Source organism: Croceibacterium ferulae, assembly GCF_003660445.1.
GTDB classification, from domain to species: domain Bacteria; phylum Pseudomonadota; class Alphaproteobacteria; order Sphingomonadales; family Sphingomonadaceae; genus Croceibacterium; species Croceibacterium ferulae.
On record NZ_QZVQ01000010.1, the window covers coordinates 1 to 15,766 of the forward strand.

General features: G+C 59.9%; 16 protein-coding genes. 9 read left to right on the forward strand and 7 right to left on the reverse strand.

Annotated features, from left to right (window positions below):
- Positions 1-218: 218 nt before the first annotated feature.
- A complete protein-coding gene (locus D5S08_RS12525) occupies positions 219-3,173 on the forward strand; it encodes a TrlF family AAA-like ATPase (protein WP_206610339.1) in 2,955 nt (984 codons plus the stop codon).
- 502 nt (positions 3,174-3,675) lie between these two features.
- Here D5S08_RS12525 and D5S08_RS12530 read toward each other — a convergent pair.
- Complete coding sequence (locus D5S08_RS12530) at positions 3,676-4,098, reverse strand: VOC family protein (protein ID WP_121119078.1); 423 nt, start codon at positions 4,096-4,098, stop codon at positions 3,676-3,678.
- A gap of 156 nt (positions 4,099-4,254) precedes the next feature.
- Here D5S08_RS12530 and D5S08_RS12535 point away from each other — a divergent pair, with 156 nt between their 5' ends.
- The 3 genes from D5S08_RS12535 (at position 4,255) to D5S08_RS12545 (ending at position 7,198) form a co-directional block, all read left to right on the forward strand.
- Entirely contained in the window at positions 4,255-5,070 is an 816-nt protein-coding gene (locus D5S08_RS12535; protein WP_126665553.1) for a hypothetical protein, read from the forward strand.
- A gap of 89 nt (positions 5,071-5,159) precedes the next feature.
- Positions 5,160-6,908 carry a type IV secretory system conjugative DNA transfer family protein gene (locus D5S08_RS12540; protein ID WP_121119082.1) on the forward strand — a complete coding sequence of 583 codons (1,749 nt, stop codon included), beginning with the start codon at positions 5,160-5,162 and terminating at the stop codon, positions 6,906-6,908.
- A complete protein-coding gene (locus D5S08_RS12545; protein ID WP_121119084.1) occupies positions 6,905-7,198 on the forward strand; it encodes a hypothetical protein in 294 nt (97 codons plus the stop codon). Before D5S08_RS12540 ends, D5S08_RS12545 begins: the two co-directional genes overlap by 4 nt.
- Before the next feature lie 44 nt (positions 7,199-7,242).
- Here the strand turns inward: D5S08_RS12545 and D5S08_RS12550 are convergent, their stop codons facing one another.
- Complete coding sequence (locus D5S08_RS12550) at positions 7,243-7,893, reverse strand: DUF6683 family protein (protein ID WP_338322985.1); 651 nt, start codon at positions 7,891-7,893, stop codon at positions 7,243-7,245.
- Between the two features lie 296 nt (positions 7,894-8,189).
- Between D5S08_RS12550 and D5S08_RS12555 the strand changes: the two genes are divergently transcribed.
- A complete protein-coding gene (locus D5S08_RS12555) occupies positions 8,190-8,960 on the forward strand; it encodes a DUF2243 domain-containing protein (protein ID WP_121119088.1) in 771 nt (256 codons plus the stop codon).
- Positions 8,961-9,001: 41 nt separating this feature from the next.
- Here the strand turns inward: D5S08_RS12555 and D5S08_RS12560 are convergent, their stop codons facing one another.
- Positions 9,002-10,474, reverse strand: coding sequence for a hypothetical protein (locus tag D5S08_RS12560; RefSeq protein ID WP_121119090.1), 1,473 nt, complete (start codon positions 10,472-10,474; stop codon positions 9,002-9,004).
- Between the two features lie 221 nt (positions 10,475-10,695).
- Here D5S08_RS12560 and D5S08_RS12565 point away from each other — a divergent pair, with 221 nt between their 5' ends.
- The 3 genes from D5S08_RS12565 (at position 10,696) to D5S08_RS12570 (ending at position 13,143) form a co-directional block, all read left to right on the forward strand.
- Positions 10,696-11,061, forward strand: a complete 366-nt coding sequence (locus tag D5S08_RS12565; protein WP_121119092.1) for a hypothetical protein — start codon at positions 10,696-10,698, stop codon at positions 11,059-11,061.
- A gap of 196 nt (positions 11,062-11,257) precedes the next feature.
- Positions 11,258-11,575, forward strand: coding sequence for a hypothetical protein (locus tag D5S08_RS16470; RefSeq protein WP_126665555.1), 318 nt, complete (start codon positions 11,258-11,260; stop codon positions 11,573-11,575).
- Positions 11,572-13,143 (forward strand): recombinase family protein, encoded by a 1,572-nt coding sequence (locus tag D5S08_RS12570; RefSeq protein ID WP_121119094.1) that lies wholly within the window; start codon positions 11,572-11,574, stop codon positions 13,141-13,143. The genes D5S08_RS16470 and D5S08_RS12570 overlap by 4 nt, the downstream gene beginning before the upstream one ends.
- A gap of 387 nt (positions 13,144-13,530) precedes the next feature.
- Here D5S08_RS12570 and D5S08_RS12575 read toward each other — a convergent pair whose 3' ends face one another.
- Positions 13,531-13,737, reverse strand: coding sequence for a hypothetical protein (locus D5S08_RS12575; protein WP_121119096.1), 207 nt, complete (start codon positions 13,735-13,737; stop codon positions 13,531-13,533).
- Positions 13,734-14,033, reverse strand: coding sequence for a hypothetical protein (locus tag D5S08_RS12580; protein WP_126665556.1), 300 nt, complete (start codon positions 14,031-14,033; stop codon positions 13,734-13,736). Before D5S08_RS12580 ends, D5S08_RS12575 begins: the two co-directional genes overlap by 4 nt.
- 50 nt (positions 14,034-14,083) lie before the next feature.
- On the opposite strand from D5S08_RS12580, the gene D5S08_RS12585 reads away from it, so the two are divergent.
- Positions 14,084-14,329, forward strand: a complete 246-nt coding sequence (locus tag D5S08_RS12585; RefSeq protein ID WP_241557387.1) for a hypothetical protein — start codon at positions 14,084-14,086, stop codon at positions 14,327-14,329.
- A 339-nt stretch (positions 14,330-14,668) separates the two neighbouring features.
- Here the strand turns inward: D5S08_RS12585 and D5S08_RS12595 are convergent, their stop codons facing one another.
- On the reverse strand, positions 14,669-15,244 hold the full coding sequence (locus tag D5S08_RS12595; protein WP_121119102.1) for a GTA-gp10 family protein: 576 nt from the start codon (positions 15,242-15,244) through the stop codon (positions 14,669-14,671).
- The gene (locus D5S08_RS12600) at positions 15,244-15,756 is read right to left on the reverse strand and encodes a structural cement protein Gp24 (RefSeq protein WP_126665557.1); all 513 of its coding nucleotides are present in this window, start codon (positions 15,754-15,756) and stop codon (positions 15,244-15,246) included. The genes D5S08_RS12595 and D5S08_RS12600 overlap by 1 nt, the downstream gene beginning before the upstream one ends.
- Between the last annotated feature and the right edge of the window lie 10 nt (positions 15,757-15,766).

Consider the following 15,766-nt stretch of genomic DNA (forward strand, 5'->3'; position numbering starts at 1 on the left):
GGGCCGAGATCGCCGCGCGTAGCCTGGAAGCTCGGGGCGGGGCGCTAGGGGAGGCTAGAGCCGACGGTGAAGTCGGGTCGCCTAAACTTGTTACTACCGCTAAAGTTCGATCAGCGGAGCGTAGATTCCGCTGTTATCTGATCGCGATCATGTTGGTTTTGCCAGCATTTTATCTATAATCAGCAAAAAGCAGTGTAGAAGTCCAAGGGGGGGCAACGTTGATAGACAACACAGAAATCGGCGCGATTTGGCGACGTTGGGATCCTCATGTTCACGCGCCCGGCACCCAGCTCAACGACCTCTTTATCGGAGCCGATGCATGGGAGGATTATGTCAGAAAGCTTGAAGAAGTTACGCCGGCCCTGGAAGTCATCGGCGTGACTGACTACTACAACACGGAAACCTATGCGCGACTGCGGCAGGAAAAAGACAAGAACGGCCGTCTACCAAATTGCAGCACCCTGTTCCCCAACATTGAAATGCGCCTCGGCCTTGGGACCGCCGCCGGCTCATGGGTTAACGTTCATCTGCTTGTATCACCGGAAGACCCCAAGCACCTAGACGAACTCAACCGCATCCTGTCGAGCTTGACCTTCAACGCTCTGGACGATCGGTTCAGTTGTACATCCACGGAATTGGCCCGCCTTGGTTTCAAAGCCGATCCGACGATCAAGGACGATGGAGCCGCTCGGCGCCACGGGTCGACGCAATTCAAGGTGAGCTTCGACCAGCTCAAAAGCATTTTCAACGACTTTCGTTGGGCTCGCGATAATATCTTGGTCGCGGTGGCCGCCGGGGCTGATGGCACGTCGGGCATGCAGGATGGCGCCGATGCTACCCTGCGGCGCGAGGTCGAGAAATTCGCCAGCGCAATATTCTCAGCAAATCCGAAGGACAGAGATTTCTGGCTAGGGCGCAAGCTTCCGCGAGAAGAGTTTCTGCGAAAGTACGCTTCCGGGAAGCCTTGCCTGCATGGGAGCGATGCCCATTCACTGGATCGCGTTGGCGAGCCAAACGGTAAACGGTTCAGTTGGATTAAGGGCGCGCCGTCCTTCGATTCGCTCCGACAAGCGTACATATCGCCGGAACGCGCGTTCGTCGGTGAAATCCCGCCCAGCGGCGCGTCGAAGTCCCAAGTCATCTCGCACTTTTCGATCGAGGGCGCCACATGGGCAAGGACTCCATCGCTTCGACTCAATCCCGGCCTTGTTACGATTATCGGCGCTAGGGGTTCTGGAAAGACAGCTCTCGCTGAATTGATTATTGCGGGCTGCGATGCGGTTCCGCTACCGCTTGAAGAACATAAGCAGTCGTTCCTTTATCGGGCGCGCGACCTTCTCACCGGAGTAGTTGTTAAGGCCGTTTGGGCGTCCGGCGAGTTTGACAAGCGATTGCTCGCCGACGCGACCAGCGAGAGTTTCCAAATCAGGCGCGCGCAGTACCTATCTCAGCAGTTTGTTGACCGGTTATGTTCGTCGGACGGCGTTTCGGACGAACTTCTTCGAGAAGTTGAACGCGTGGTGTTTGACTCGCATTCGGTAGCCGCGCGTGATGGTGCTACCGATTTTCATGAGCTGCTAGACCTTCGCGCCGCTCGACACCGCGAGGCCCGATCGCGCGATGAGCTGGCGTTGGTCAACCTCTCAGAGCGGATTGGCGAGGAGATTGAGAAGACGAAAAGCATCGGTGGCTTGCAGAAGCAGATCACCGAGAAGGAGCAAAATCTAGCTCGGCTTACAAACGAGCGTGGCCTTTTGGTGAAAAAGAGCGACGCCACGACAGCGGCGCGTCTCACTGAGGTGTCAACTGCCGCCGAGAAGGTCCGCGGTGACGTGCGCCATTTCAGCATTCAGGAACAGCAGCTCCTCACCTTGCAGGATGAGGTTGCCGACTTCCGTAACAACCAGTCTCCTGAAGCACTTCGGCGTCTGCAATCGAAGTTCGGATCAAGCGGACTCGCCGGGTCTGATTGGGACCCCTTCGGCACAGATTTTGTGGGGACAGTCGGTGACGTGCTCGCCGGACGCTTGAAGAAGGCTCGGGACAGCGGTGCCGCTTGGAAGGGCGTTCCATTGGCGCCCGGTGTGGCGCCAGTGCCGCTCGCCCAGGCCGTAGAGCTCGAACAGCAGACACTGGCGGTGCTGGATGCGGAAATCACCCGTCTGAATCACATCATTAACATCGACAAGGCAACGCAGGACAAGTTCACCCAGCTTACAACCAAGATCAACACGGAGACCGACACACTCTCGAACTTGAAAACGCGCCTTGAGGATGCGAACGGTGCCGCCGATCGTCGCGAGATGCTAGTTGCTGAACGAACTAAATCGTATAAGAGCGTCTTCGACTCTCTTATTGCGGAAGAGAGGGTCCTCAACGACCTCTATTCACCTATTGAAAAAAGACTCGGCGCCTCGCAGGGCACCTTAAACAAGCTCGCCTTTTCCGTTCGGCGGACGGCAGACATCGACCAATGGGCGCGAGCTGGCGAGGCGTTTGTTGACCTTCGCAAAAGCGGACCGTTCAAAGGCAAGGGCACACTCTACGAGCTTGCCCAGGAGCATCTGCGCGAAGCGTGGGAGCAAGGGTCCGCGCAAGACGTGTCGGATGCGATGCAGCAGTTCCGTGCGACGCATGACAAGATTCTCCTCGCAAGCTCACGCGTCGCTGAAACCGATCCAGTCGCACACCGCGCCTGGCTCAAGGCCTTCGCCAGATGGCTTTACAGCACCGATCATATCTCTGTGCGCTACTCCGTCGACTACGACAGCACAGACATTCGCAATCTCTCGCCAGGCACACGTGGCATCGTTCTGTTGCTGCTCTATTTGGCCCTAGATCGTTCGGACGACCGACCGCTCATCATCGATCAGCCTGAAGAAAATCTCGATCCGAAATCCATCTTTGACGAACTCGTGCCGCTATTTGCCGAGGCAAAATTGCACCGGCAGGTCATTATGGTCACCCATAACGCCAATCTCGTCATTAACACCGATGCCGATCAGGTCATCATCGCCGAGGCTGGCACGCATGTTCCCGGTCAACTGCCGGCGATCAGCTACATCGCCGGCGGGCTTGAGGAGGCCCACATCCGCGCGCGCGTTTGCGCCATTCTGGAGGGTGGTGAAGATGCCTTCAAGGCCCGCGCTCGCCGACTACGAGTGTCAATCTAGAAATCGTCTAATTAGACCTGCCCTGCGTATTTGGTCACGACGGCAGCGGTGTGGAGCGCCTTGTCCGGAAGCGAGTTACGGATGGGCTCCAAGGGGCAGGCACGCGCCTGGTCATGGGGTCGGCGGGATCATGAAGGCTCCCTCGCGGCTTCCAATCCGCGCAGGGTTGGTCGATGGAGTTCGAAGGGCATCGGAAGTTTCCCCTCGTCGATGGGGTGCCGGGGACCGCCGAAGGCTCCCTTGGCCGGGCGCCCCTGACTGGTGATCAAACGGCCGGACGTTTTTGGCTCTGAGAGGCTTGGTGCCGTCTCAGGGTCAAGGGCCAGAGGGATGCAACGGGAGAGCGCAGCGTCTCCCTTGCCAAGATGCGTGGTACTACCACGCACATCTTGCGCGCAGCGTTATCTCTGAACTCTCCGCCCCTTCCAGATGCCGGAAGTAACTAGAACCGCTCCTCTTGCGCCCCTTTCTTCTTGGTTCTCCGCCTGATTCCGTCGGTGGGTCAAAGGCTGAACGTAACCAGTCCGTTCTCGTCGATCTGCCAGGCTGGGTTCCAGGCGACCTCCCATGCATGTCCATCAGGGTCTGCTATGTAGCCGCGATACCCACCATGCAGCGGTGCATCGGCCTTCCTCAGCAGGTTACCGCCAGCGGCGATCAGCTGCTCCATGACCTTTTCTACAGCTTCCCGACTCTCGACATTGTGAGCCAGGGCGTATGATCCCAGTTGAGTGTCATTCGTCCGGTTCATGTCTTCATCCAGAGCCTGCTTCTCGAAGGTGCCCAGAACGAAGCCATTCATCTGGTAAAAGATGATCTGCTCATTCTCGAATACAGGTTTCCAGCCGAAGCCTTCCACATAGAAGCGTCGGCTCTGGGTAAGATCGGCGATGCCGAGGGTGATGACCGATATCTGTTGTTGCATGGTTCTTGTCCGCCCTGTCCCTGTCCCTTGTTGCTCAGGCGGGAAAGTAACACGCGCCCTTCCTCCAGGGCAAAGCGCTGAGTTCTATCCCCCCTAATCGTTTCCTCACCTCCCTAGTCATCCGTCCGACGGCAATTACGCCAGAGGAGACGTGCCTTGCAGAATGATCTTCCGCCGCTTCCTGAGATGAAACCGATGCCGTCCGCCGCTCCTGCCGAGCCGCTCGAACGGCCTGCTCCTCGTGGCCAGTATGCTGCTCAACCTGCCGCGCCGTTCGGTCGGCGAGTGCGTCAGTTGTTCACTGCCTTCACCGGGATGGGTTTCGGCCTGATGCTCGGTGCCGGGATTTTGCAGGTGACGATGCCGCCCCAATGGAAGCCGACTACCATCGTGGCCATGATCGAAGCCCAGATCGAACTCGCCATCATGAACCAGAAGATGGGTGCGGAACCGGGCGAGATCATCATCAATGAGGCTGAATATCGTGAGAAGCTGGCGAAGGCCGAGCGTGATGGTCAGACTTCAGCCGAGCTGGAATTGCAAAAGCAGATGGCGGTGGTTCAGGCCGACAAGGAGCGTGTGGTACAGGCCTATGCCACGCTTTACCAGCGGGCCAATCTCATTGCTCAGGCCGCGATCCAGCTGGAGACTCTTGCCCAGCAGTTCCGCCAGCAGCTTCTTCAGATGTCGAATGGCGGGCGCAGCATGGTCATCGTGATGAAAGACCTATTCTGCGGCTTCTCCGGCGATCCGGCAACCTGCGAGTCTGCACGTGCCGACCGCCGACTTATGATCGACGAAGCGGACGAACTCTCGCGCGGTGATGTCGGCAACCGTGTCCGGGAGCTGATGGCAGGGGTCGATGATCCGGCGACGCTGGTTGCCCGTAACGATCAGCAAGCCAACGGCACCCCCGCACTCGATCGTGGAGAACAGCGCGATCCCACATTCGGGATCACCACGCAGCCCTGATCTGCACCTAGCAGGCCGCCACTATCCCCCCGGCCTCCGGCCCGGCCCGCTTATTCTGCGAGCCGGGCCTTTTCTTGTCTGGAGCTTTCATGTCCTTCCACTTCCCGCGCGGTACCGGAAACGACGGTAAGTCTGCTCTGCTAGCTACTGCGCGCTGGTCCTTCTCCGCCTCACCCTGGCAGCTTGGTCATCTCTGGCTTGGGCGCGATGTGCAGGATCAGGCTGTCGGTCATGGGGATGATCGCCATGCTGTAATCATCGCCGGTTCGCGTTCAGGCAAAGGCCGCTCGGCGATCATCCCCAATCTCTTTCTCTGGCCGGGCAGTTGCCTCGTTATCGATCCCAAGGGCGAGAACGCGACCGTCACTGCCGCCGCTCGTGCTGCCCGGTCCGGCCATCGCGTAGCCGTGCTAGATCCTCGTGGCGCAGCGGACGTTCCTGAGGCTTTCCGCGTCCGCTTCAACCCGCTCGATCTCATCGAACCCGCTTCTGATGACGCGATCGATCTGGCCGCCGCCGTTGGTGACGCGCTGATGCTCGGCTCCGAAGACGGCAAAGACATCCACTGGAACGAGTCCGCGCGGGGGCTCTTCGAAGCGATCCTCCTCCATGTGGCTGTCACGCAGAACGGCGCTTCGCGAAGCCTCGTCAAAGTCCGCCAGCTCCTCACCCTCGGCGATCCTGAATATGCCGACCACCTCAACTCGGGGTTGGGTGAGAAGGAAAATCCCGTCTCACCCTTCGATGCGCTGTGGACGGCGATGGGTGACAGCAAGGCCAGCAATCCGGCCGTGCGCGATGTCATCATGGGAGCCGCGCATACCATCGCCGATATGGGAGAGAACGAGCGGGGCTCCGTCCTTTCCACCGCCAGGCGCAATACCAAGTTCATCGATAGTCCGTGGATGCGGCGCTGTCTTGAAGGGGGCGACGGCGCTGCCGGTTCCCTCGATCTCGACGCCTTAAAGGCAGCGCCGGGTGGTCTCACGCTCTATGTCTGCCTGCCCGCGCGATTTATTCCGACCCATGCCCGCTTTCTGCGGCTGGTGCTCAATCTCGTGCTCTATCGCATGGAAGCGCACGGTCTGGACAAGCCCGCCTGCGGTCATCCGGTGCTCTTCGTGCTGGATGAGTTTGCGGCTCTCGGACGTATGGAAGCGATTGAGAAAGCGGCAGGCTTGATGGCGGGTTATGGCGTCAAACTGATGCCTGTCCTCCAGGACCTCGGCCAGCTGAAGCGTCATTACCGCGAAAGCTGGGAAACCTTCCTCGGCAATGCGGGCGTGCTTCAGTTCTTCGCCAATGCTGATCTCACGACGCTCGAATGGCTCTCGAAGCGAATGGGACAGGTCGAGCTGATCCGGGAAACGAATGGGAGCAGCGAAGCCACCACGACGGGCCTGTCCCGAAGTCAGAGCGAGACGCAAAGCGGCGGGTGGTCGAGGTCTTCCGGCAACACACGCGGCAATTCCGATATGGCGGAGCTGCAATCCCTTGCCACGCGTGACGGTGGCTCCGGCCTCGTTCCCTTCCTCGCCCGTGCCGGAGCAAGCGGACGTGGGACCTCGGAAGGCTGGTCGGACAGTGAAGGCGTATCGGGCGGCACCAGTCAGCAGCGCGGGGATAGTTCGTCTTCGGGCACGTCTTCGACCGCTTCCACCTCCGAGGGCATCCACCAGGCTGCGCTCATGACGCCCGACGAAATAGCCCGCTTCTTCGATCGGCGGACGGGCATGCAGGTGGCACTCATCGACGGTCTGCCGGTGGCGCTTGCTCGCACCAATTACGACACGGACGAGGCCTTCGCCGCCTTCAGGCCTAAAGGGGAGAAAGCATGAGCGAGAAAGAAACCGATGACTTGCTGCCGATCCGGGTGGGAAGCATCGATCCGACCGCCATCACCGCGCAAATCAGCCTCCCGGCCGCTGTTTGGGAGCGCCTCACAGCTGATTTGCGGGATGACGATCGCATGTCCCTCGGGCGTCCTGAGCTGCCGGACGTGCCGCTTCATGTTCGTATCTGGCAGTTCCTCGATCTCGCCACGATGAGCTGGGAGGATTCGGTCACCGAGCCTCCTGTCTATCCAGGCAACGGCTCGGATGATCTGGATGACTTGCTGCCGTTCTAGCCAGTAGTTGGTGTCGCTGTGTGAATCCTGCGGTCGGCGTCTATCTAGTTTGTTGGTTTGAAGCCCTCGTTTGTCAGCGCCATCTGGCTGAGATCAAGGCCCGAAGCTCTCGCTCCTTGCAGGATAGCGGCCCTGAGCTGCGGCATCAGGTCCGGTTGCTGCTTCGCCATGTCGACCATTCCATCGATCATCGCCGCCTGAATCAGCATGGCTTCGGCCATTTGCTGCTTTTCCGCGTCTCCCATCCGGGCGAACTCCGGCGCAGAGAGAAGCGCGTCTCGCGACTGCGCCTGCACTGCCTGCATCTCGGAGCGGCCGAAGCTACGGTTTGAGCCTTGCGCGCCTTCCCATGCGGTCATCCACCAGAAGGCGTAAGCATCGGCCACGTTATCGGTCGAGTACCCGTAGGGTGCCAATGCGGCACCGAACTGTTCGATCACGTCCGTGCTGGCGAATAGGTGCTCCATTTGCGCGGCGCTCTCCGGATTGTCGGCGTGGGTTCTGGCGGCAAACTGCGCCAAATTGGCCCGACGGCGTTCAGGCGAAGGCGAATATATAAGAGCCGCCTGATCGCTGCGGGCAGCCGGAGCTGAACTGTCGGGAGATGTGTCGCGTCCCTCTTCCTCCAGCTTTCGATTGAGGATTTCGGCGTGCAGGTTAGCCATCGCAAAATCTGGCGCTATGTTCGGGAACATCAACGGCAGCTCCTGCGCGCTAACCGGGCTTGTCGTTGCGAGTAGCAGGCAGCTTAAAGCCATTAGATCAAAGCGACGCATTGGAATGGTCCTCAAGATGGTCTGCTGCCATCCAACGGGGTTGTGAAGTATGCCAACATTAAACCTTAAGTGTCTCACCTGGCAATGGAAGTAGGCACATCCCCTGGCGTTACCGGCGCTAGCTTTCTCCTGCTCCTGAAACGCCCGGCTATCTAGATTAAGAATGGAACGGAAGACATCGCGGTCCAGTTAGCGGAGCTTCATGGGAGGGCGGAATGAAAAGCGCACCAGTCTCAAAGAAGCTTGATTGGGCAGGATATTTCCTGGGCTTCGGGCTGGGAGGTTTCTTTGATGGCATTCTCCTGCATCAGATATTGCAGTGGCACCATCTCCTGAGCCTTGTTGAAGGGGTAGGAGACATACGCAATCAGGTCGTTTTCGACGGCCTGTTTCATGCTCTTATGTATCTCATCGCTGCGATAGGCCTTTTCCTGCTTTGGCAGAGCCGCAAGGAGTTCGCAGGGCCGAAGGCGGGACTGTTTCTTTTCGCGAACGTCCTGATCGGATTTGGAGCCTGGCATATTACCGACAGCATCCTCTCGCATTGGGTGTTGGGCATTCACCGGATCAAACTGGATAGCCCGAACCCTCTCCTGTGGGATCTGATCTGGTTCTTCGTTTTGGGACTCGTTCCTCTCATCATCGGCATCATCCTCCGAGGCCGTTCCGATCCGGGAAACGTATTCAGGCATGGCGGCATCGTCGCAGCCGTAATCGCAGCGGCAGTCCTGGTCTCAGGCCCTTGGGCTGCGCGTTCTCCTGTGGACAACAAGACAGCAATCGCCGTCTTCCGCCCGGGGATGAGCGACGGACAAATTTGGAACGCCGTAATAAGGTCTGGTGGAGTTGTGATGTGGCAATCTCGCGGTGTTTATGCGGTTGCCTGGAATGAGAGCGGTCGGGCTAACAGCCTTTATCGCGACGGCGCTATGCTGGTCAGCAACTCCTTTCTAGGCGCGGGTTGTCTCGCCTGGGCGAAGATTTGAGTGTTGGGCGCATTCCGCATTGTCTTGGGCATCTTACCCGATCAGCCAAAGGGATCAGGGTCAAGATAGCCGTAGCGCTCAAGCCGATCCCGGCCTGCCTTTTGCAGCTCCGGCATATCAAAGATGCAGAACAGCTTCACCGACCTTTGAAGAAGCCCAAATGCTCTGGATTGCACAGACAAAGCCTCGGCCGTCTGCTCTCCCGATCGATCGCTTCCTCGTTTGGCCAGGTCGAACAGGATGTCGGCAAGCGTGTGGTAGAGCCCAGCGATGAAGGCGGACGCCAGAGGATCGATTTCCCGTACCTTCCTGATGACGGCATCCAGTGCATTCGCGATTTCCTGCGACGGCCTGGACCCGGTGCGAAGGGCGATAATCAGCTCGATCGCGTCGAGGTATTGCGGAATCATCCTGTCTTCGCGGGTGCTCAGGCTCTCCGCTTTCAGAAGTGCCCGCGCGCGTTTAACCGCATTTGTAGCGACCTCGAACCTGCCGCTAGCAACCGCCAGGCAAGCCTCGCACCGCCATATCGACGCGCTTTCCTTCCCTTCCGTGCCGCGCAGCTTCTTAAGGAAGCTGTCGCAGGTTTCCTCGGCTGACAGGTCACTGTGCTCCAGCACGTAATCCGCCCTATCGCGGAGGATCATGGCCGTGCGTTGATCGCGGCCAAGGCTGCGAAATGAGGGCAGCCAGGACAGTGCCTCAGCTATCCCGCGCGGGTCGTTCCGTACCCTGTGGTTCTGGGCATAATCGAGGATCAGGCGCAGGATGTCCGGATCGGTCCTGTCGGCGGCTTTCTCGATCCCGGTTGCAACCAAGTCGCTATATTCGGCGACGCTTTCGTGAGCGGCTCGGTCGGACCAGTGGCCGACAGTGTAAAGCGATCCAAGCTGTTGCAATATGGCGCTCGCGTCGTGCTCACACACATAGAAGTGCAGCTTGCCGATCAGCTGGCTCTTTCCGGCTCTGAGATGCAGGAGCTGCGTCCAGTCTGCCCCGTCGCCATAACGAAGCCTGTTGAGCTTGCGCTCGATCTCGACGAGCTGATGCGCCGTCAGCCGCGCCTCCGCCTCATCCCTGATGCCGGGCCCTGCGATACTCGAGGGCGTCCTGTCCGTGATTACAGCAGCCGCTTGGTCTGGATCACCGATGAACCTGCGGAACGGCGCTTCGATCAGAGAGGAAAGCCCGGCTTGAACGTAAAGCTCTGCCGCTTGCGACGGATGCTTATGGCATAGCCATGCAAGATACATCGCAATAGCCGCCTGCGACCGACCGGCCCTGATCTCCTTGAAGTGATAGCCGATCCGCAAAGCAGGCGTCAGGTATTGCTCAGCGAAGCCAACATTGAAGATTTCGCGAAACCGCGTCGTTGCCTCGTAGAGCCTGCGTCTGCCGTTCGTGCCGCCACCGCTTACGCTGTCCAGTGGAGCGATGAGGAGATGGGCCTTACTATGCGCGCGCAGATAACTGGCGTCGTGGCCGTACCCGGAATTAGCCTCCCTCAGTCTCATCAGGCTACCTCATCTGCCCGCTTTTCAGATGGGTAGGACAAACTCGCTGGGTCCGCCACTGCTCACGGAAGAACAAGTAACGCCCGTCGACATTGCCTGATTTGCTGCCGCCTATTGCCGGAATAGCTGCCCGCGCCTGGTCGCGCAGCGGGGGCATAGAGTAGTTGTGCACCACCAGAGCGCTTTACCCGGCAGGCCTGCCTCCAATCCCGGAGGCCAAAATGGCAAAGGAAATCCAGGTCGCGCCAGCGCGCGATCTACTCAGCATTGATTTCATCGAAAAGCTCGCACACGCGGTAGTCGCGCTTAACCTGTCTCGGCGACGGACGCCCGACTGGCTGGCGGACGTGATCTTCGGTTGGATCGAACATGGAGGCGTCATCCTCGATTCCGAAGGCAACGAGATCGACATCCATGACGAGATTATCGATGACGCGCATGGATCGGACCCCAGCCTTCGCTGCATCGACGATCTGAAGCGCAAAGCGAAAGAACGGCCAGTGAGAAAGCCGAAGATGTCGATGCTGCTGCGTCTTCAGCTTTACGATGCGGCCTTCAAGATCATCGGAAAACCGATCAGCGAATAAGCTGGACATCTGAACCAGAATAGAACATAATAGGAACGAATACCTATAACTGCGTCCGTGCCCTGCCGAGTTTCGGCGGGGCTTTTTTTGTGCCGTAAGCCCCCGAAGGGCAGGTCCGCAGCAGGCATTCCGTAATCAGAACAACACCGAACACGGTCTGCGAGCACGCGCTGCGCGGCCGGGAAAGCCGTGCGCCATGCAGCTCGACATCAATCGCTATCGCCATTTCGTCGATCGCTTCGACATGCCCGAAGAGGCTAAGGTGGCAGTCCTCACGCAGGTCTGGGGCATGATGGGTAGCTTCGTGGATCGGGCGTTTGGAGATGCGCCGGAGCAGCAACTACGGCTCGGCCTGACGGGCAACCAGCGCAAAAGCTCGGGGACATCCGCCGCAAAGCAACTCGAATCCTTGGCATCCGAGTCCACAACCGCGCTAGACTGCGAAGAACCTTTAACCCCGACATTCAACGACGCGGCAGGGCCGAAACCTCCCGCGAGAAAGAGACGCCGATGAAGGGCGAAAACCTACAACCAGCGGTCATTTATGCGCGCGTCTCATCCGTGCAGCAGAAGACGCAAGGCCACGGGCTGGAGAGCCAGGAAACCCGCTGCCGCGAATTTGCGAGCTACAAGGGCTATCGGGTCGTCGAGACCTTCCGGGATGACGCCTCGGGTTCAATCGTCGGCCGCCCCGGCATGATCGCCATGCTGGCCTTCCTCAAGAAGCAGAAGAGCCCGCATGTCGTCATCATCGACGACATAAGCCGCCTCGCTCGGTCCTTAGAGGCGCACCTTCAGCTGCGGACCGCCATCAGTAGCGCAAACGGCATCCTGCAATCGCCCTCTATCGAGTTCGGCGAGGACTCGGATAGCCAATTGGTCGAGAACCTGCTGGCCTCCGTCTCTCAGCATCAGCGGCAGAAGAATGCCGACCAGACCAAGAACCGCATGCGCGCTCGTGTTCAGGGCGGCTACTGGTGCTTTCCTGCGCCCATCGGCTACCGTTTCGAGCGCGTCTCGGGCCACGGCAAGATGCTGGTCAGGGATGAGCCTTTGGCTGGTATCGTCCAGGAAGGGCTCGAAGGCTATGCCTCGGGCCGTTTCCAGACCCAGCCCGAAGTGATGCGCTTTTTCCAGAGCCGCCCGGAATGGCCGAGCAAACGCCGGAGCACGCTCACGACAGAACGCATACGGGAGATGCTGACCCGACCGACCTATGCCGGTTACATCAGCATTCCAGAATGGGGCCTCAACCTCGTTCCTGCTCGCCACGAGCCTCTCATCAGCTTCGAGACCTTCCGGGCTATCGAGCGGCGCATGAAGGCGGTCGCCAATGTACCCGCGAAAGCTAACCTGGGAGAGGACTTCCCGCTACGCGGGTTCATCACCTGCGGCTGCTGTGGCCACCAGCTTATGTCCTGCTGGTCCACAGGCCGTTCTGCCAAGTATCCTTATTACCTCTGCATGCAGAAAGGCTGCGATGCCTACGGGAAGTCGATCAAGCGGGAGCAGCTGGAAGGCGACTTTGCGGCACTGCTGAAAGAGCTGAAGCCTTCCGTCGAGCTGATGGACCTTGCCGCTGCCATGTTCCGCGATCTTTGGGACGGCAGGCTGGCGCAAGCCGGACAGCAGGCGAAGAGCCTGGAGTCTCAGCTACGGAAGCTCGATACATCGATCGAACAGCTCGTTGATCGCGTCGTCGAGACGGACAGCCCCGCTCTCATCAAAACCTACGAGTCTCGCATCCAGAAGATGGAGGCTGAGAAGGCCGAACTGACTGAGAAAGTGGCCTCTTGCGGCCGTCCGCTGAAAAGCTTCGACGAGACTTTTAGAACCGCGATGCAGTTCCTCGCAAACCCTTGTTATCTTTGGGAAAGTGATCGCATCGAGGACAAGCGGGCGGTGCTCAAACTCACTTTTGCGGAGCGGCTGGCCTACACCCGTGGTGAAGGGTTTAGAACCGCCGTAACCTCTTCTCCCTTCAGCTTTTTTTTGAGTCTGAAGGGGGATGAGGAAGGTATGGTGCGCCCAACAGGATTCGAACCTGTGGCCTTCAGATTAGGAATCAAAAGGCGTCGTTGAAATTGCAGGGCTTTCCTGCAAACACCCGGCGAGGCGAGCCGGCATTTACGGATGCGCGCCGATGCGGTGTAAACCACTCACCGCACCCCCGGCTTAATCTGCACCGCGTTGATGAGTTGTTAACCCACGTCGTCGATCATTCAAGCGCCAGCGATCGTCGCCACACGCCGATCCGGTGAGGGCCGCGTGCCATCTCCTGGGCGCGGCCCTCTCTCCCGCTCACCGCGGTGATGGCGCGCCTAGTGGTTATCACGCAACCGCCGCCGTACGATCCGACAAGCAGCGACCGGTAGACCTGAGTGGGCCGGCTTCGTCGACGGGTAGTGATGACCGGTAGAGCCGCACCGTCTGGATCGGTGCGGCTCTTTCCTTGACTGCTGACCAACCTCACTGCACGTAATGCTCAGTTCGCAACATCTTGACGGTCGCCTTCGCGAACTGCAGCATGACGCGCTGCCAGTACGGACCCGCCTGGTCCCACGGCCGCCATGCGTCATCCGGATCACTCGACCGCTGCGTGTCCCACATAGACCGGGCGACATCTTCAACGAGCGCTTCCTCATCGTTGGCGCTGCAGATCCTGCACAAGCTCATGTGTCGCTGTCCTCTCGACCTGTGACGCGGTCCGCAAAGAGGCTGACTGAAGAAGCGGGCCCCCGCACCTGCAGGCGATCGAACCGCGCGAACAGCTTGTCCGTGATCCGCTCCCGGGCAGCTTCCTTTTTCAAGCGGTCGGTGCGCGCCCATTCCCACACGGGTGCCTTTGCCACCTCGTGCAGAGCGAAGCTGAGCTCGAAGCGCACCTGCGCCGGCGTCAGCACTTCCGGAAACGGGTCGGCAGCTTCTGGTGGCTTCCCGGTTGGCATGCGACTTCCTTGCAGAACAAACATGGAACATCGTATGATCGCTACGACGGTGAGTCGGCAAGAGGAAACCGAACATGTTGATGGGACGAGTGGAGCAGGAGCAGGAGTTGCAGCTGCGAGAGCCGTTCGGCACTTGGCTGCTTTCGCAGGTGGATCGTGGCGATTGGATCGATGGACTGGCGGCAGCGGCCCGCGCGGATCGTGGCTTTCCGCGGCGCGGCGACGTGGACCAGGTGCGCAAGCGGATGCAGGAGCTGGGCGCCGATCCGGACGCGTTCGAGGCGCTGGATGATGCCGAGTTGGACTGGCTGAGCTGTTGATCGGAAAGGTGCTGCGACGGCGTTCCGAATCCGGGGATGGCTAAAGAACCCCGCCGCAGCAGCCTTCGTCTATGCCTCAAGGCGCGCCCGCACAAGCATCCAGCGCGGCGAACATCTCACGGCCCCAAGCCCGGAGCATCAACGCGGAAGCCGCCACGATAGGCAGATCCGCCGCAGCATTGCCCGTAAGCTGATCGGCCACGGTGGAGGGCTCGGCGGGGATCTCGTCAGCGGCTAGGCAGGGGACCGGCGTTGGCACCTTCACCGTGCGGATTTCAACTGCCGGCTGCGTCGTCTGACACCCTGCCAGCGCCATTGCGGATATTGCGATTAGCAGCCTCATAGCCCGCTCTCCCTGATCTCGCGAGGCGTCACACAATCCGTCCGCACCCCAGCGCGCCGGATCACATCGGCTTCCCGCCGTAGTTCCGCCGCGTCATCCTTGGCCTGCGCCATCGCGTCGGACAGGCGCTCGGATCGCAACTCGCCATCGTGCACCCATTCAGCGGCTTGCTGCTCGAGCGTAGCCAGCGACTGCCGGGTGACGGCGTGCTGCGCTTCGGACAGGGCCAGGCGGCGCTGGGCTTCCTCGGTGCGGGCATCGGCATTGTAGGTGTCCACCAGGTCGCGCGCGAGGTTGGGGCCGACTTCGATCTGAGCGCCGCTCACCATGCCGGAGTTTCCGCCGATCAGGCCAAGGCGGATCGTCTCTCGAATGTCGGTCAGCATGGCGGACCCACCGCCTGCATAGACCGGTTGCTCGCCAACGATGCCGAGCCCAGCGCCGATCTGGTCGTACATCGTGAAGATCGACTTGCCGCCGCCTTTGCGCTCCAACTCGATCACCTGGGGGAGGGCGAGCCAGAACGTGTAGCGACCGTCCGCGAACGAAAGCTCGACGGCGGTGTCAGGCATCAGGCTGCGCCCGCCGCAGCCCAGACCAGTTCGCCCTCGCCTTCGAGGGTGATCTCCGCGCCGCCGCCCGTGTCGCCACCGGTCGCAAAGGACTGGTTGCGAGTGGTCATCATCGCCGTGCCTGAATATGTGCCCAGCAGTTCGCCGCCGTCGGTGTCGTCGTCCTTGTACAGCTCGACATCGTACTGCTTCTTGATGCCGAATGCGGTCGAATAGGTTGCCTCGATATCGACGTTGTCTTCGCCCGAACCGCTGATGTTCCAGGATTGGCCGTTGTTGCGGATCTTGCGATTGCCTGGCCGGTTCGGCTTGGCGATCGTGAAGCCCAGCAGGTTGGCGCTGGGGGTGGTGACCGCACCGCGATCGTTGGTGCCCTGGTAGACCGCCTTGCCGAAGCCAACGGTGCCGGTTTCCAGCGTGCGGGTGATGATGTTGGAAAGCTCGCCGTCCGCTTCCATGCCGGGATAACCGACCTGGAGGTCTTCGCCGAAGCTGCTCTGAAGCACTGCCATGGTCGTGTCT

What these genes read in the sequence shown, in the direction of transcription:
- D5S08_RS12600 (WP_126665557.1), bottom strand. Translation starts at nt 15,756, where the DNA reads ATGGCAGTGCTTCAGAGCAGCTTCGGCGAAGACCTCCAGGTCGGTTAT.
- D5S08_RS12595 (WP_121119102.1), bottom strand. Translation starts at nt 15,244, where the DNA reads ATGCCTGACACCGCCGTCGAGCTTTCGTTCGCGGACGGTCGCTACACG.
- D5S08_RS12550 (WP_338322985.1), bottom strand. Translation starts at nt 7,893, where the DNA reads ATGTTCCCGAACATAGCGCCAGATTTTGCGATGGCTAACCTGCACGCC.
- D5S08_RS16470 (WP_126665555.1), top strand. Translation starts at nt 11,258, where the DNA reads ATGCAGCTCGACATCAATCGCTATCGCCATTTCGTCGATCGCTTCGAC.
- D5S08_RS12575 (WP_121119096.1), bottom strand. Translation starts at nt 13,737, where the DNA reads ATGAGCTTGTGCAGGATCTGCAGCGCCAACGATGAGGAAGCGCTCGTT.
- D5S08_RS12585 (WP_241557387.1), top strand. Translation starts at nt 14,084, where the DNA reads ATGTTGATGGGACGAGTGGAGCAGGAGCAGGAGTTGCAGCTGCGAGAG.
- D5S08_RS12555 (WP_121119088.1), top strand. Translation starts at nt 8,190, where the DNA reads ATGAAAAGCGCACCAGTCTCAAAGAAGCTTGATTGGGCAGGATATTTC.
- D5S08_RS12545 (WP_121119084.1), top strand. Translation starts at nt 6,905, where the DNA reads ATGAGCGAGAAAGAAACCGATGACTTGCTGCCGATCCGGGTGGGAAGC.
- D5S08_RS12560 (WP_121119090.1), bottom strand. Translation starts at nt 10,474, where the DNA reads ATGAGACTGAGGGAGGCTAATTCCGGGTACGGCCACGACGCCAGTTAT.
- D5S08_RS12530 (WP_121119078.1), bottom strand. Translation starts at nt 4,098, where the DNA reads ATGCAACAACAGATATCGGTCATCACCCTCGGCATCGCCGATCTTACC.
- D5S08_RS12565 (WP_121119092.1), top strand. Translation starts at nt 10,696, where the DNA reads ATGGCAAAGGAAATCCAGGTCGCGCCAGCGCGCGATCTACTCAGCATT.
- D5S08_RS12540 (WP_121119082.1), top strand. Translation starts at nt 5,160, where the DNA reads ATGTCCTTCCACTTCCCGCGCGGTACCGGAAACGACGGTAAGTCTGCT.
- D5S08_RS12580 (WP_126665556.1), bottom strand. Translation starts at nt 14,033, where the DNA reads ATGTTTGTTCTGCAAGGAAGTCGCATGCCAACCGGGAAGCCACCAGAA.
- D5S08_RS12570 (WP_121119094.1), top strand. Translation starts at nt 11,572, where the DNA reads ATGAAGGGCGAAAACCTACAACCAGCGGTCATTTATGCGCGCGTCTCA.